The organism is Mesorhizobium sp. M1066, from assembly GCF_040318635.1.
Taxonomy (GTDB): domain Bacteria; phylum Pseudomonadota; class Alphaproteobacteria; order Rhizobiales; family Rhizobiaceae; genus Mesorhizobium.
Genome location: NZ_JAMYMR010000006.1, coordinates 159,869 through 173,927, shown reverse-complemented (window position 1 = coordinate 173,927; position 14,059 = coordinate 159,869). Strand labels below are relative to the sequence as shown.

The following is a 14,059-nucleotide window of genomic DNA, read 5'->3' as shown; positions in this document are numbered from 1 at the left end:
CGCATGATGACAGCCGTCTATCGCTGGTTCGAGAACTGGGTCTATCCGTTCAGGGAGCCAGCGAATCTTCGGCCACCGACCAGCGTCGGCGGCTTTCTCTGGCACTATGTCGGCCAGGCGAAGTTCGCCTTCTTCGCCATGCTGGTCATCGGCGGCATCGCGCCGCTGGTCGAGGCCGGCCTGTTCTACTTCGTCGGGCGGCTGGTCGATATTCTCGACCAGCTTCCCGCCGAGCGCAGTTGGCACGCACTGTGGGCTGCCGCCGGCCCTGAACTGGTTTTCATGGCCGTGGTGGTGCTGGTCATCCGCACCGTCGTCGTCGGCCTTTCGGCGCTGGTCGACGAACAGACGATCACGCCCGGCTTCTACAATCTGGTGCGCTGGCAGGCGCACCGGCATGTCTCGCGCCAGTCCTACGCCTTCTTCCAGAACGATTTCGCCGGCCGCATCGCGACAAAAGTCTGGCAGGCGGGGCAGGCCACCGGCGACCTGATGGAAAGCTTCATCGAGGTCGTCTGGTTCATGATCGTCTACACGGTGACGACGCTGGCGCTGGTCGCAGGCCTCGATCTCAGGCTGGCGGTGCTGGTGGTGATCTGGATTTCCGCTTTCGCTTGGCTGGCCAAGCTCTATCTGCCGGCAATCCGCAAGCATGCCGAGGAAACCGCCGAGGCCGGCTCGATGATCACCGGCCGCATCGTCGATTCCTATTCCAACGTGCAGACGCTGAAACTGTTCTCGGCCGACGGCGACGACCGCTACATCAGGAACGGTTTCGACATCTACCTCGACGCATTGCGCCCGTTCACCCGCCGGCTGACCGGCGTGCGCATGGCGCTGACGACGCTGTCGGGCATCATGATCACGGCGATCGGCTGTTTTGCCGTCTATCTCTGGGTCGAGGGCTCGATCACCGTCGGCGCTGTCGCCTTCACCCTGTCGCTGGTGCTGCGGCTCAACATGCTGCTTGGCCGGCTGATGATGCAGCTCAACAGCATCTTGCGAAACCTCGGCGTGCTGGAGAACTCCAAGGCGCTGATTTCGCAGCCGCTCGGCCTCACCGATGCGCCCGACGCCAAGGAACTCGTGGTGGCAGGCGGGCGTATCGAGGTGAAGAACGTCGAGTTCCATTACGGCAAAGGTTTCGGCGTGCTGAACGGCATCGACCTTGTCGTCAAGCCGGGCGAGAAGGTCGGGCTGGTCGGACCGTCTGGCGCGGGCAAGACGACCCTCGCCAATCTGATCCTGCGGCTCTACGATCTGGAGAGCGGGTCGATCACCATCGATGGCCAGGATGTCGCCAAAGTCACGCAAAATTCGCTGCGCGCCAATATCGGCGTCGTCAGCCAGGACACGGCGCTGTTCCACCGTTCGCTGCGCGACAACATCAAGCTCGGCATGCCTGACGCGACCGATGCGGAGGTGATCGCGGCGGCGAAAAAGGCCGAGGCGCACGAGTTCATCCTGACCTTGCGCGACAATAGGGACCGCGCCGGCTACGAGGCCTTTGTCGGCGAGCGCGGCGTCAAATTGTCGGGCGGCCAGCGCCAGCGCGTGGCGATCGCCCGCGTCTTTCTCAAGGATGCGCCGATCCTGATCCTCGACGAAGCGACCTCGGCACTCGATTCCGACATCGAGGCGGCAATCCAGGAGAATCTGACGCGGCTGATGGAAAACAAGACGGTCATCGCCATCGCCCACCGGCTGTCGACGATTGCAGCACTCGACCGGCTGGTGGTGCTCGATGGCGGCCGCATCGTCGAGCAAGGCACGCATGACGAGTTGGTGGCACTTGACGGGCTCTATGCGCGGCTGTGGAAGCGGCAGTCCGGCGGTTTTCTCTACCACGAGGACAGCGTGCTCGAAGAGACACGCCCGGCGGAGTAGCTTTTATGACTGCTGTCTTGCCGCTTCAGACTGAAGTGCTCAATGAGTTACGGTTTGGCTTGCTTACATTCCTCTCCGACTGTTCGGGGCTTTCCACGCCGGTCGCCGTCTCGTTTACAACACTGGACGATGGGGGCATGGGAAGCTTCGAAGTCGTAACTGTTGGATATTCTTTGGCGGCCAAGCCGCGACTCATCTCTGATTTCACCTACACGGATATCGACGGTATGGGCGTTTTGGTGTCCGCGTTTTCGGATGGACACATTATTTCCGTTGTGGATTTTTGGAGATACGATTTCGCTCCTATTTTGTCTTTTCCTGAAGCTAAGGACTTGGAGGCCCGCTGAATGTCTCTGCGATCCCCTCACGGTCCAACGAGTGCTACCGCCGCTGAAGCCGCCTTCGACGCGCTCGGCCATGAAATATTGGCGGAAAAGGCGGCAGCACTTGGCCGCGCCGGCCAGCGGGTAGACGAAACGCTGGCCAGGCTGCGCGACAATGCCGACGAGCAACTGCGCCCCCGGCTGCTCAAGGATGCCGCCGAGGCGGTGCATGGCTATTTCATCCAGCGCGACTTGTGTGGCTTGCGCAAGCACGATGCCGTCATTCGTGAATACAACATCCCGAAAACGGTGCTGGCCAGGCTCGGCGCGAAATAACTCTCTTTTGTTGGACCATGATCTTATTCCGAAAACCGGTTCCCACTTTTCGGGATCATGGTCTACTCAAGCCATTCGGTGATGAAGCTGCCATTCTCGTGGATATCGGTCGTTTCCAGCGGGCCTGGGCCGAGATTGGTGAATTTGTGTGGCGTATTGGGCGGCACGATCAGGATCTGGCCGGCGGATGCCTCGATCTCCTGGTCGCCGACAGTGAACAGGCCGGTGCCCTGGCGGATGATGAAGATCTCCGCGTAGGGATGTGTATGCAGGCGGGGGCCGCCGCCGACGCCAGGCAGATAGTTGAAGATCAGGCAGGAGTTGGAGTTGTAGGCGCCACATTGCAACTCGCCCTTCCAATGGTCGGAGCGAACGGCCCAGGTATCGCGGTCTATGACATGCGCCATGATGGCAAGGATAGACCCGGCTGGCGCCTTGTGTCGAGGCGAACAAGGGCGTCGGATTTGCGGTTGTTTCCCGGTTGTTTAGCGATGTTTGGCGGCTATCCGGCGTCGCGTTGACCGGTGGCGGATTTTGTCCCCGCGACAATCTGCCCTTGTGCCTTCACCCGTCTGGACAAAAACGGGCTTCACGCATAAACCGAAGTCCAAATGCCGGAGGAATTCGCAAGCCTGTTCGCCATGCGCTGTCGGGTTGGCGTAATTGAGCGGGGAACAAGGCTCAGCCACCGGCACGGAAGAGGCGAAAGGATCAGGCACCCGTGAGCGCAACCGACACCCAGGATCCCAACCGTCGTGATTTTCTCTACGTCGCCACCGGCATGGCCGCAGTGGTCGGCGCGGGTGCTTTCGCGTGGCCGTTCATCGACCAGATGCGCCCCGATGCCTCGACGCTGGCGCTCGCTTCCGTCGAAGTCGACGTCGCCTCGCTGACGCCGGGCATGTCGCTGATCGTCAAGTGGCGCGGCAAGCCGGTCGTGGTCCGCAACCGCACCGAACAGGAAATGAAGGACGGCGAGGCCGTCAATCTCGCCGATCTCAAGGATCCGATCGCCCGCAACGCCAATCTGCCGTCCGATGCGCCGGCGACCGACGCCAATCGCACCACGCCCGGCAAGGAGGCCTGGATGGTGATGGTTCAGGTCTGCACGCATCTCGGCTGCATTCCGCTTGGCCAGGAAGGCGATTTCGGCGGCTGGTTCTGCCCGTGCCACGGTTCGCAATACGATACGGCCGGCCGCATCCGCAAAGGCCCGGCGCCTGAGAACATGGCGGTTCCGGTATTCAAGTTCATTTCCGATACCAAGATCCTTATCGGTTGAGGCAGGGGATATTTCGATGAGCGAGGGACACTCGACCTATACGCCCAAAACCGGTCTCGGACGCTGGTTCGACGCCCGCATGCCGCTGCCGCGGCTGGTCTATGACAGCTTCGTCGCCTATCCGGTGCCGCGCAACCTCAACTATGCGTGGACCTTTGGCGGCATCCTTTCGATCATGCTGGTGGCGCAGATCCTGACCGGCATCGTGCTGGCCATGCATTACACGGCTGATACCAATCTGGCCTTCGGCTCGGTCGAGAAGATCATGCGCGACGTGAATTCCGGCTGGCTGCTGCGCTACATGCATTCGAACGGCGCCTCGTTCTTCTTCGTCGCCGTCTACATCCACATCTTCCGTGGCCTCTATTACGGCTCCTACAAGGCGCCGCGCGAGCTGCTGTGGATCCTCGGCTGCATTATCTATCTCCTGATGATGGCGACCGGCTTCATGGGCTACGTGCTGCCATGGGGCCAGATGAGCTTCTGGGGCGCCACCGTCATCACCGGCTTCTTCAGCGCCATTCCGCTGGTCGGCGACTGGATCCAGCAGCTGCTGCTCGGCGGCTTTGCCGTCGACAACCCGACGCTGAACCGCTTCTTTGCGCTGCACTATCTGTTGCCGTTCATGATTGCCGGCGTCGTCGTTTTGCACATCTGGGCGCTGCATGTCGTCGGCCAGTCGAACCCGACGGGTATCGAGGTCAAGTCGAAGACCGACACTGTCGCCTTCACCCCCTACGCGACCATCAAGGACGCGTTCGGCATGATCGTGTTCCTGTTCTTCTTCGCTTATTTCGTCTTCTACCTGCCGAACTATCTCGGCCATCCCGACAACTACATCGTCGCCAACCCGCTGAAGACGCCGGCCCACATCGTGCCCGAATGGTACTTCCTGCCGTTCTACGCGATCCTGCGCGCCATCACCTTCAATGTCGGGCCGATCAACTCCAAGCTAGGCGGCGTGCTGTGCATGTTCGGCGCCATCGTCATGTTGTTCCTGGTGCCGTGGCTCGACACTTCGAAGGTACGCTCGGCCGTTTACCGGCCCTGGTACAAGCTGTTCTTCTGGTTGTTCGTGGCCGATGCCATCCTGCTTGGCTGGCTGGGCTCGCAGCCGGCGGAGGGCAGCTACGTGTTCATGGCGCAGATGGCGACGTTGTTCTACTTCGCCTTCTTCCTGATCGCGCTGCCGGTGCTCGGCCTGATTGAGACGCCGCGACGGCTGCCGAACTCGATCACCGAGGCGGTGCTCGAGAAGAACAAGGGCGGCAGCGGACATCCGGCGGGCGCTACGGCGGCTCCGGAAACCAAAGGCTGAGCGGGTAGAGAATCTAAGGGGATTTGGCATGAAGAAGATTCTCACCTCGCTGGCGCTGATCGGCCTTGTGGCCGTCGCCGCTGGGGCCGCGGGCACTCGGGCGATCGCCGCCGAAGAGGCACACAATGTGGCCAATCCGACGCATTTCCCGATCGACGAGCCGAAGGAAATGGACTGGAGTTTCACCGGCCCATTCGGCACTTACGACAAGGCGCAGCTGCAGCGCGGCCTCAAGGTCTACAAGGAAGTCTGCTCGGCCTGCCATTCGATGAACCTGGTGGCGTTCCGCACGCTGTCGGACCTCGGCTATTCCGATGCGCAGATCAAGACGCTGTCGGCCGAGTACACGATCCATGACGGCCCCAACGATGCCGGCGACATGTTCGACCGTCCCGGCAAGCCGTCCGACCATTTCCCGCCGCCCTTCGCCAATGAGGAAGCGGCTGCTGCTTCCAATGGCGGCGCTGCCCCGCCCGACATGTCGCTGCTGGCCAAGGCTCGCGGCGTGGAGCGCGGCTTTCCGCAATTCGTCTTCGACATCTTCACACAATACGATGCCGGCGGTCCCGACTATATCCACTCGCTGCTGACCGGCTACGACCAGACGCCGCCGGCCGGCATGGTGATCCCGGAAGGCACCCACTACAATCCGTACTTCATGTCCGGCGTGTCGCTGAAAATGCCCAAGCCGCTCTCCGACGGCCAGGTGACCTATGATGACGGTGCGCCGCAGACCGTCGACCAGTATTCCCGCGACGTCTCCGCCTTCCTGGCGTGGGCGGCCGAGCCGCATATGGAAGACCGCAAGAAGACCGGGTTTCGCGTTCTGGTGTTCCTGCTTTTGTTCGGCGCGCTGGTCTATCTCACCAAGCGCAAGGTGTGGGAAGGCGTGGCCCACTAGAGCAGTTCACCGTTTCACGGAAACGGGGAACCGCTCCAGCTCCTTGTTTTGGCGCAATTCCGGACGGAAAACCGTTTCACACTTTTCCTGGAATTTCTCTACGCCATACAATCAAGTGAACGCAAAGGGCGCCGAGAGGCGCCCTTTTGCATTTCCGGAGGCTGGTCATGTCACATGGCCGTCATCGCATCCGGCGATCCTGTGCTGCTCTCATCAAAGGATCGCATTCATGAAAAGATACGCATCGCTCGCGGCAGGCCTGTTGCTGCTCATCCTCGGCTCGGCCGCGCAAGCGGAAGACGCCCAGCCCTTCGTCACCAACAAGGACGTCGACCTGACGATGATCCTGCCGCCGCCGCCGGCAAACGATTCGGCACAGACCAAGGCCGAACTCGGCGAGGTGCTGACGCTGCAGGTGACGCGCACCCCAGAGATGGTCGCCAGCGCGGTGGCCGATGCCGAGGAGAATGTCTGGCGCTTCGCCGACGTCATGGGGCCGAAATTCAACAAGGAAACGCTGCCGAAATTCAGCGCTTTCTTCGATCGCGTGGTGGCTACCGAAGGGGCTGTCGTCGACCCGGCCAAGGATGTCTGGAAGCGCCCGCGCCCGCACCAGCTCAGCGACCTCGTCAAGCCGGCGGTCAAGCTGTCGAGTTCCGGTTCCTGGCCGTCCGGCCACGCCACCGTCGGCACCATGATGGGCATCATCCTGTCCGATATGGTTCCGGAAAAGCGCGCCGAGATCATGGCGCGAGCGGCCGAATACGCCCACAACCGCGAGGTCGGCGGCATCCACTATGCGTCCGACGTCGAGATGGGCAAGATTTCCGGCAGCGTTATTGCCGCGGTCCTGCTCAACCGGGACGACTTCAAGGCTGAATATGAAGTGGCCAGGGCCGAGCTTCGTTCCGATCTCGGCATGTAATCCTCGTCAGCTAATCCTCGTCAGCCGGATTTAGACGGGAAGGGGCGCTTAAGGCGCTCCTTTTTTGTTAACGCTCGTGCTCAAGCGAAAGTTCGGCAATTAGTCCGTTGGCATGGCGGTATCAGGTTGATATTCGACGCATCGAACGGTGGCGAGAAGCTCGTCCCGCCATGGCCTTTGGAATTCGATGATGCGGCTCAGCGACTGTCACAACTTTTCCGACTTCCGGCGGATGGCACAGCAGCGGCTGCCCGGGCCGATCTTCAACTACATCGACGGCGCGGCCGACGATGAGGTCACCTATCGCCGCAACACCGAAAGCTTCGAGACCTGCGACCTTGTTCCCAACGTGCTGCGCGGAGTGAGCGAGGTCGACATGTCGGTGACGGTCATGGGCCAGAAGCTGGCGATGCCGTTCTATTGCTCGCCGACCGCCTTGCAGCGCCTGTTCCACCATCAGGGTGAGCGCGCGGTCGCCAGGGCCGCCGCCAAATACGGCACCATGTTCGGCGTCTCCTCGCTTGGCACCGTCAGCCTTGAGGAGGCGCGCGGCATCAGCAGCAGCCCACAGGTCTACCAGTTCTATTTCCACCGGGATCGCGGCCTCAACCGGGCGATGATGCAGCGCGCAAAGTCGGTTGGCGTCGAGGTGATGATGCTGACCGTCGACAGCATCACCGGGGGAAACCGCGAGCGCGACAAACGCACCGGCTTTGCCATTCCCTTCAAGCTCAATCTCGCCGGAATGGCACAGTTCGCGCTCAAGCCGGCCTGGGCGATCAACTATTTCACCCATGAGGGGTTCAAGCTGCCGCAGCTCGACGAGCATGTCGACATGGGCGGCGGCACGATGTCGATCAGCCGCTACTTCACCGAGATGCTAGACCCGTCGATGACGTGGGACGACGTGGCCGAGATGGTCAAGCTTTGGTCGGGTCCGTTCTGCCTCAAGGGCGTCATGTCGGTGGAGGATGCAAGACGCGCCGTCGACATCGGCTGCAGCGGCATCGTGCTGTCGAACCATGGCGGGCGGCAGCTGGATGGCTCGCGGGCGGCGTTCGATCAGCTTGCCGAGATCGTCGACGCCGTTGGCGACAGGATCGACGTCATCATGGATGGCGGCGTGCAGCGCGGCACCCATGTGCTGAAGGCGCTGTCGCTCGGTGCCAAGGCCGTCGGCGTCGGACGCTATTATCTGTTTCCGCTCGCGGCGGCCGGCCAGCCCGGCGTCGAACGGGCGCTTGAACAGATGCGGGTCGAGATCGAACGCGGCATGAAGCTGATGGGCTGCAGTTCGATCGAACAATTGTCGCGCAACAACCTCCGTTTCAGGTAATCTCGACCCATGAAATCCTCCCTCGAAGACACATTGCTCGCCGCGATCCGCACCATTCCGGATTATCCCAAGCCCGGCATCCTGTTTCGCGACATCACCACGCTGCTCGGCAATGCGCGCGCCTTCCGCCGCGCCATCGACGAACTGGTGCATCCCTATGCCGGCCAGAAGATCGACAAGATCGCCGGCATCGAGGCACGTGGATTCATCCTTGGCGGCGCCGTCGCCCATCAGCTCTCGGCCGGTTTCGTGCCGATCCGCAAGAAAGGCAAGCTGCCCTACGAAACGGTGCGCGTCGCCTACAGCCTGGAATACGGACTGGACGAAATGGAGATGCACAAGGACGGCGTTGCTCCGGGCGAGAAGGTGATCCTGGTCGACGATCTGATCGCCACCGGCGGCACGGCTGAAGCCGCGGTCAAGCTGCTGCGCCAGATCGGCGCCGACATCCTCGCCGCCTGCTTCGTCATCGACCTGCCGGACCTCGGCGGCCGCGCCAAGCTCGAAGCGCTCGGTGTGCCGGTCAGGACGCTGATTGGGTTCGAAGGACATTGAGGAGTGCTCTCCCTTCTCCTACAAGAAGGGAGAGGGAAAGTGGTGTTACTCGGCCTTCACCAGAACGGCGCTTTCGAACTCGAGCACCTTGTCGCCGGTGGAATCGAAAGCTTCCGAACGCAGCGCCAGCAGCCGCCAACCGGGGCGTGAGGCGATTGGGCGGTGCGACAGCGCGGTGCGCGTGAAGGTGATGGTTTGCCCGGCATAGACCGGCTTCAGCCATTTCAGATTCTTGAAGCCGGGCGAGGGGCCGAATTCCGGCACTGGACCGGGACCGCTCCACGCAGCGACCTCGGCGTCCATACGGTTTTCCAGATTGAGTTTCATCCAGGTCGCGGCCGTGTGCCAGCCAGACGCGCAGAGGCCGTCGAGCACGCTTTTCTTCGCGGCCTCCTCGTCGATGTGGAAGATTTGCGGGTCGTACTTACGGGCGAAGGCCTTGATCGCCTCGGGCTCGAATGTGTGCGAGCCGAGCGTGACGGTGGTGCCGATACGGAAGAACTCGTCCAGTGTCATGCTTGGCTCCCCGCGGCATCGCGCGTGAGGAACATGACGGAGTTCTCGAGCTCGAAGACGCTTTCGCCACGCTGGTTGAACAGTTCGCTGCGCATGGTGACGAAGCCGAGTTGCGGCTTCGATTTCGACAGGCGCTTGGCAATAACCATCAGGGTGCCGGTCAGTTGGTCGCCGGCCAGGACCGGCTTCTTCCATTTGACCTGATCGACTCCGGGCGCGCCCTGGCAGGTCGAGTCCAGCAGGAACGCATCGCACAGCATGCGCATGAACATGGCGCAGGTGTGCCAGCCCGAGGCGGCCAGCCCGCCAAGGATGCTGGCCTTGCCAGCTTCCTCGTCGAGATGCATCGGCTGCGGGTCGAATTCTCCGGCGAATTCGACGATCTCGGCGGCACTCACGAGTTTCGAGCCGAGGTCGATCGATGCGCCCTCGATGAAGTCCTCATAGGCCCATGTTTTTATCTCTGCAGTCATGGTCTGGAATCCGGCTTGTCGACCCGCGATCCCCAGGATCGGGGTTTCCGGATGCAGGCCGGCGTTCATTTGGTCAAGCGATTTCTACTGCGCCAGCCTGTGGCAGCCAGTCGACAGGGCCACTCAGAGCCAGCCGCGGCGGCGGAAGTACCAGAAGGGCAGGATCGCCGACAGCACCATCATGGCGATGGCGAAGGGATAGCCAAGTTGCCATTTCAACTCGGGGATGATGTCGAAATTCATGCCGTAGATCGAGGCGACCAAAGTCGGCGGCAGGAAGATGACGGCGGCGACCGAGAAGATCTTGATGATGGCGTTCTGCTCGATCGAGATCATGCCGAGCGTGGCGTCTAGCAGGAAGGAGATCTTCTGCGACAGGAAGGTGGCGTGGTCGGCCAGCGACAGCACATCGCGCGACAGCGTCTTGATGCGCGCCTTGGTGTCCTTGCTCATCTTGGTGCGGGTCGAGGCATGGGCGAAAAAGCCTGCCAGGCGCTGCAGCGAGATCAGGCTGTCGCGGATCGAAGACGCGATGTCCTCCTTGCGGCCGATGGCTTTCAGGAGTTCCTGGAAGTCGCGATTGCGCTTGGAAACCTTGGTCGATCGCGCCTCGAATATATCGCGCGAGATAGCCTCGATGTCGCGGCCGGCGCGCTCAAGGATATCGGCGAGACGATCGACGATCGCCTCCAGCAAGCCGATCAGGATGGTGTCGCCGCTGGTGCAGCCGGTCGCCACCTTTTCGGCGCGCTGCGGAAAGGTCTTGAAAGCTTTCGGTTCGTGGTAGCGCACCGTGATCAGCCTTGTGCCGGCAAGCACGAAGGTGACCGGCGACATCAAGGGATCGTCGACCTCGGTCTGGGCGGGCAGGGTGGCGGTCATGAAATAGGCGCCGTCCTCGACATAGAGGCGGCTCGAAATCTCGATCTCCTCCATCTCCTCGCGCGTCGGAATGGCAACGCCGAGCCAGCTCTCGATCGTTGCTTCCTCTTCCTTTGTCGGGTTGAACAGGTCCGCCCAGACGATGGTCTCGCTGTTTGCCAGGAGATCGTCGACGACGCGCAGGCGGTCATTGTCCACGACGAAGGCCTTGATCATCGCCTGATATCCCTTGCTGGGGCCAAAGGGTGCGTTCGGATTGACGCGTCGTGTTGGATTGCACGAGACGGACACTTTCGCCGAAAGCCGACCGCGTGCCCCAGCCGATTAGACCCGTGATGTGACAAGGTCAAGGCAGGCCATGCCGCCCGCAAAACAGGTCAACGGCAAGTGCTGTCAACGATGCAGAGAGATAGCGGACGGCACATTGCCGCCCGCCATCTTAGGATACGTCTACCGGGAGTTTGGCAGGATCTGGTGCAGCACGATGGCCCAGACCGCGCCGAAGGCGATCGATGAGCCGAGGATGTACTGCACGAGGTCGGGGAGCGTCTTGACGAAATCCGGCGGCGCCAGCGTGGCAAACAGCGCCATCAGGATCGGCAGACCGATGACCAGCATGTTGCGCTCGGTCAGGGGTGTACCGCGCACGACGCGGAAACCGTTCATGGCGATGACGACGCAGAGGACGCCGAAAACGCCGCCGATGACAGGCCCCGGTATCGAGGCGATGACCGCCGAAAGCTTGCCGATCAGCCCGAACAGCACCAGGAAGATGCCGGCGGCGGCAAAGGCGGCGCGGCTGGCAATGCCGGTGATGGCAATGATGCCGGCATTGGACGAATAGCCGGTCACCGGGGTGCTGCACAGCAGCGCGCTGACCAGGCAGCCGAGGCCTTCACCTGTCGCGCCCCTGTCGAGCTGCTCGTCTGACAGCGGCTTGTCGATGACGGCGCCGACGGCGAACCAGGTGCCGGTGGTTTCGGCGAGAACGACGATATAGACGATCAGCATCGTCAGTGTCGCCGACAGCGAGAACGTCACGTCGAGATTGAGGAAGGCGATTCGCGGCATGGAAAACCATGTCGCGTCCGCAACGCCCGCCATGTTCAACTGGCCCATGAAGGCGGCGGCCACGCTGCCTGCCACCAGGGCGATGATCACGGACAGCAGGCGCAGCCAGGCGCCCTTCGCGCCAAGTGCCATGCCGGTCAGCATGCAGCCGACGAGGAAGGCAGCGGCGACAAAAGCGAGGACGATGTTGCCGCCGACCGTGGCGGTGCCGTGGACCGCGAACACGCTCTCCTTGAGCGCCACCGGCATCAAGGCGACGCCGACGACGATGATGATCGCGCCGCCGACGATGGGTGGTACGAAGCGGTTGACGAGGCGATGGAAGATCCTGGTCGGCGACCCGAGCAGCATGACCAGTATGGCGCCCGGAATGAGCGCTCCGACCACGGCGGAAAGGCCGCCGATGCCGCCGCCCGCTCCGAATGCGATGGCCAGCACCGCGCCGATCGGGACGAAGGACGGCCCCTGTACGACCGGCAGCCGCATCAAGAGCTGCGACTGGATCAGTGTGGCGATGCCCGCCGCGACGAATGCAGACTGGATGAAGGCGCCGGCATCGCCGACGCTGAAGGCGAGCACCGACGCGATGATGAACGGCACGATGTAGACGTCCATCGCCAGCACGTGCTGGAGGCCGAGCAGCGCTGCCTTCCCCCATGGCAGCGGATCGTCCGGCTGGGCAATCAATGTGATCTCTGGCGCAACGCGTTCCATATACTGTTCCCTTCTGGCCCCTCTGGAAATTCCCGCTCAACCATGGGATCAGTCGAGGCCGAAGGACAGCGGCCACAACATTTGCCAACTGTTTTTTTGTAGGCCAAGCAGACCGTTAGCCTAACCGGAGCCGCAATGACGAGAGAACCCTTCACGCTGCTCGGCACCGCCTTCCACACGCCCCAACGCGGCAGGCTGGAGGTGCTGAAGGATCATCTGTTCAGCGTCGATGCACAGGGGCGCATCGCGGAAATGCTGGCGCCGGATCATCGCGAGTACGAGGTCAGGCAGAACGCTGCCCGCCAGGCGGGCACGCTGGTTGAGCTTGCCAATGGTCAGTTCCTGCTGCCCGGTCTTATCGACCTGCATATCCATGCGCCGCAATGGCCGCAGATGGGCAAGGCGCTGGATGTGCCGCTCGAAGTCTGGCTGCAGAAATACACCTTTCCGCTCGAAGCGCGCTACGCCGACGTCGACTATGCCCGCGAGGTCTATGCCGATCTGGTCGACAATTTGCTGGCGAACGGCACCACCACGGCGCTCTATTTCGCCACGATCCATGTCGACGCAAGCCTGGTGCTCGCCGAGACCTGTCTTGAGAAGGGGCAGCGCGCGCTTGTCGGCAAGGTGGTGATGGATGATCCAGAGCAGTGCCCACCCTTCTACCGCGATGCCGATGCGGCAAGCGCGGTGTCGGACACCAGACGGTTCATCGAGGCGGTCCAGGTGCTGGATCCGCGCGACAGGCCGCTCGTCCAGCCGGCGATCACACCGCGCTTCATCCCAAGCTGCACGGATGCGGCGCTGCAAGGACTCGGCGAGCTGGCAACCGAATTCGGCTGCCACGTGCAGACGCATTGCTCGGAGAGCGACTGGGCAAAGCAGTTCGTCGAGACGCGCTTCGGCCGCACCGATGCGGCAAACCTTGATGGTTTCGGCCTGCTCACCCGGCATACGATCCTGGCGCATTCGAATTTCATCGATGAGCAGGATATGGACCTCATAGAGGAGAGGGGCGCGGGTGTTGCCCATTGCCCGCTGTCCAATTTCTATTTCGCCAATGCCGCATTTCCGCTGCGCGCAGCACTTGACCGGCACATGCACGTCGGGCTCGGAACCGACATTTCCGGAGGCTACAGCCCGTCACTGTTCGATGGCTGCCGACATGCATTGTCAGCGTCGAGGACGCTGCAAAGCGGTGTGCATGCCGGCCTGCCGCCGGAGCAACGCGGTGCGCCCGGCGAACCCATCACGCACCAGGAGGCGTTCTGGCTGGCGACCGCCGGCGGTGCGGAAGCACTTGATCTGCCGACGGGCAATTTTCGCGTCGGCTATGAGTTTGACGCGCTGCTGATCGACACCAGCGCCAGGGCATCGAACATCCACATCGGCATGGCCGACGATACGCTTGAGGAGATATTCCAGAAGATCGTGCTCAACGCAGCGCGGGCCAACATCGCCACGGTCTGGGTGAGTGGCCGGAGGGTAGTTGGGCAATAGCTGGTTTCCCGGGCTAGCCGGAGAGGGCGCTGATCACGCC

The 14,059-nt window shown here is 62.2% G+C and carries 15 protein-coding genes; 10 read left to right on the top strand and 5 right to left on the bottom strand.

What is annotated here, in order from left to right:
• Window positions 1–3 precede the first annotated feature (3 nt).
• From NKH52_RS11905 to NKH52_RS11895, 3 genes are read left to right on the top strand one after another with little or no spacing between them, the layout of a single operon-like run.
• On the top strand, window positions 4–1,887 hold the full coding sequence (locus tag NKH52_RS11905) for an ABC transporter ATP-binding protein (protein WP_352730038.1): 1,884 nt from the start codon (window positions 4–6) through the stop codon (window positions 1,885–1,887).
• A gap of 5 nt (window positions 1,888–1,892) precedes the next feature.
• Window positions 1,893–2,234, top strand: coding sequence for a DUF6984 family protein (locus tag NKH52_RS11900; protein ID WP_128307478.1), 342 nt, complete (start codon window positions 1,893–1,895; stop codon window positions 2,232–2,234).
• Window positions 2,235–2,546, top strand: coding sequence for a DUF6665 family protein (locus tag NKH52_RS11895; protein WP_352730036.1), 312 nt, complete (start codon window positions 2,235–2,237; stop codon window positions 2,544–2,546).
• Between the two features lie 62 nt (window positions 2,547–2,608).
• On the opposite strand, the gene NKH52_RS11890 is transcribed toward NKH52_RS11895, so the two are convergent.
• Window positions 2,609–2,953 carry a cupin domain-containing protein gene (locus tag NKH52_RS11890; protein ID WP_127290148.1) on the bottom strand — a complete coding sequence of 115 codons (345 nt, stop codon included), beginning with the start codon at window positions 2,951–2,953 and terminating at the stop codon, window positions 2,609–2,611.
• Between the two features lie 314 nt (window positions 2,954–3,267).
• On the opposite strand from NKH52_RS11890, the gene petA reads away from it, so the two are divergent.
• From petA to NKH52_RS11860, 6 genes are all read left to right on the top strand, one after another.
• Window positions 3,268–3,828, top strand: a complete 561-nt coding sequence (gene petA, locus NKH52_RS11885) for a ubiquinol-cytochrome c reductase iron-sulfur subunit (protein ID WP_023809838.1) — start codon at window positions 3,268–3,270, stop codon at window positions 3,826–3,828.
• A gap of 16 nt (window positions 3,829–3,844) precedes the next feature.
• The gene (locus tag NKH52_RS11880) at window positions 3,845–5,146 is read left to right on the top strand and encodes a cytochrome b (RefSeq protein WP_013529985.1); all 1,302 of its coding nucleotides are present in this window, start codon (window positions 3,845–3,847) and stop codon (window positions 5,144–5,146) included.
• 28 nt (window positions 5,147–5,174) lie between these two features.
• Window positions 5,175–6,047 carry a cytochrome c1 gene (locus tag NKH52_RS11875; RefSeq protein ID WP_023809837.1) on the top strand — a complete coding sequence of 291 codons (873 nt, stop codon included), beginning with the start codon at window positions 5,175–5,177 and terminating at the stop codon, window positions 6,045–6,047.
• Between the two features lie 229 nt (window positions 6,048–6,276).
• The gene (locus NKH52_RS11870; RefSeq protein ID WP_023809836.1) at window positions 6,277–6,972 is read left to right on the top strand and encodes an acid phosphatase; all 696 of its coding nucleotides are present in this window, start codon (window positions 6,277–6,279) and stop codon (window positions 6,970–6,972) included.
• A gap of 190 nt (window positions 6,973–7,162) precedes the next feature.
• Complete coding sequence (locus tag NKH52_RS11865) at window positions 7,163–8,308, top strand: alpha-hydroxy acid oxidase (RefSeq protein ID WP_352730159.1); 1,146 nt, start codon at window positions 7,163–7,165, stop codon at window positions 8,306–8,308.
• A gap of 9 nt (window positions 8,309–8,317) precedes the next feature.
• Window positions 8,318–8,863: an adenine phosphoribosyltransferase gene (locus NKH52_RS11860; RefSeq protein WP_013529989.1), complete on the top strand. Its 546-nt coding sequence runs from the start codon at window positions 8,318–8,320 to the stop codon at window positions 8,861–8,863.
• A gap of 45 nt (window positions 8,864–8,908) precedes the next feature.
• Here NKH52_RS11860 and NKH52_RS11855 read toward each other — a convergent pair whose 3' ends face one another.
• The 4 genes from NKH52_RS11855 to NKH52_RS11840 form a co-directional block, all read right to left on the bottom strand.
• Complete coding sequence (locus NKH52_RS11855; RefSeq protein WP_352730034.1) at window positions 8,909–9,379, bottom strand: MaoC family dehydratase; 471 nt, start codon at window positions 9,377–9,379, stop codon at window positions 8,909–8,911.
• On the bottom strand, window positions 9,376–9,852 hold the full coding sequence (locus tag NKH52_RS11850) for a MaoC family dehydratase (RefSeq protein ID WP_023809833.1): 477 nt from the start codon (window positions 9,850–9,852) through the stop codon (window positions 9,376–9,378). The genes NKH52_RS11855 and NKH52_RS11850 overlap by 4 nt, the downstream gene beginning before the upstream one ends.
• A 123-nt stretch (window positions 9,853–9,975) precedes the next feature.
• A complete protein-coding gene (gene corA / locus NKH52_RS11845) occupies window positions 9,976–10,950 on the bottom strand; it encodes a magnesium/cobalt transporter CorA (RefSeq protein WP_352730032.1) in 975 nt (324 codons plus the stop codon).
• Window positions 10,951–11,184: 234 nt separating this feature from the next.
• Window positions 11,185–12,519 carry a uracil-xanthine permease family protein gene (locus NKH52_RS11840; protein WP_352730030.1) on the bottom strand — a complete coding sequence of 445 codons (1,335 nt, stop codon included), beginning with the start codon at window positions 12,517–12,519 and terminating at the stop codon, window positions 11,185–11,187.
• A gap of 135 nt (window positions 12,520–12,654) precedes the next feature.
• Between NKH52_RS11840 and guaD the strand changes: the two genes are divergently transcribed.
• Window positions 12,655–14,019 carry a guanine deaminase gene (guaD, locus tag NKH52_RS11835; RefSeq protein ID WP_352730028.1) on the top strand — a complete coding sequence of 455 codons (1,365 nt, stop codon included), beginning with the start codon at window positions 12,655–12,657 and terminating at the stop codon, window positions 14,017–14,019.
• Window positions 14,020–14,059 lie beyond the last annotated feature (40 nt).

What these genes read in the sequence shown, in the direction of transcription:
- NKH52_RS11905 (WP_352730038.1), top strand. Translation starts at nt 4, where the DNA reads ATGATGACAGCCGTCTATCGCTGGTTCGAGAACTGGGTCTATCCGTTC.
- NKH52_RS11900 (WP_128307478.1), top strand. Translation starts at nt 1,893, where the DNA reads ATGACTGCTGTCTTGCCGCTTCAGACTGAAGTGCTCAATGAGTTACGG.
- NKH52_RS11895 (WP_352730036.1), top strand. Translation starts at nt 2,235, where the DNA reads ATGTCTCTGCGATCCCCTCACGGTCCAACGAGTGCTACCGCCGCTGAA.
- NKH52_RS11890 (WP_127290148.1), bottom strand. Translation starts at nt 2,953, where the DNA reads ATGGCGCATGTCATAGACCGCGATACCTGGGCCGTTCGCTCCGACCAT.
- NKH52_RS11880 (WP_013529985.1), top strand. Translation starts at nt 3,845, where the DNA reads ATGAGCGAGGGACACTCGACCTATACGCCCAAAACCGGTCTCGGACGC.
- NKH52_RS11875 (WP_023809837.1), top strand. Translation starts at nt 5,175, where the DNA reads ATGAAGAAGATTCTCACCTCGCTGGCGCTGATCGGCCTTGTGGCCGTC.
- NKH52_RS11870 (WP_023809836.1), top strand. Translation starts at nt 6,277, where the DNA reads ATGAAAAGATACGCATCGCTCGCGGCAGGCCTGTTGCTGCTCATCCTC.
- NKH52_RS11865 (WP_352730159.1), top strand. Translation starts at nt 7,163, where the DNA reads ATGCGGCTCAGCGACTGTCACAACTTTTCCGACTTCCGGCGGATGGCA.
- NKH52_RS11860 (WP_013529989.1), top strand. Translation starts at nt 8,318, where the DNA reads ATGAAATCCTCCCTCGAAGACACATTGCTCGCCGCGATCCGCACCATT.
- NKH52_RS11855 (WP_352730034.1), bottom strand. Translation starts at nt 9,379, where the DNA reads ATGACACTGGACGAGTTCTTCCGTATCGGCACCACCGTCACGCTCGGC.
- NKH52_RS11850 (WP_023809833.1), bottom strand. Translation starts at nt 9,852, where the DNA reads ATGACTGCAGAGATAAAAACATGGGCCTATGAGGACTTCATCGAGGGC.
- corA (WP_352730032.1), bottom strand. Translation starts at nt 10,950, where the DNA reads ATGATCAAGGCCTTCGTCGTGGACAATGACCGCCTGCGCGTCGTCGAC.
- NKH52_RS11840 (WP_352730030.1), bottom strand. Translation starts at nt 12,519, where the DNA reads ATGGAACGCGTTGCGCCAGAGATCACATTGATTGCCCAGCCGGACGAT.
- guaD (WP_352730028.1), top strand. Translation starts at nt 12,655, where the DNA reads ATGACGAGAGAACCCTTCACGCTGCTCGGCACCGCCTTCCACACGCCC.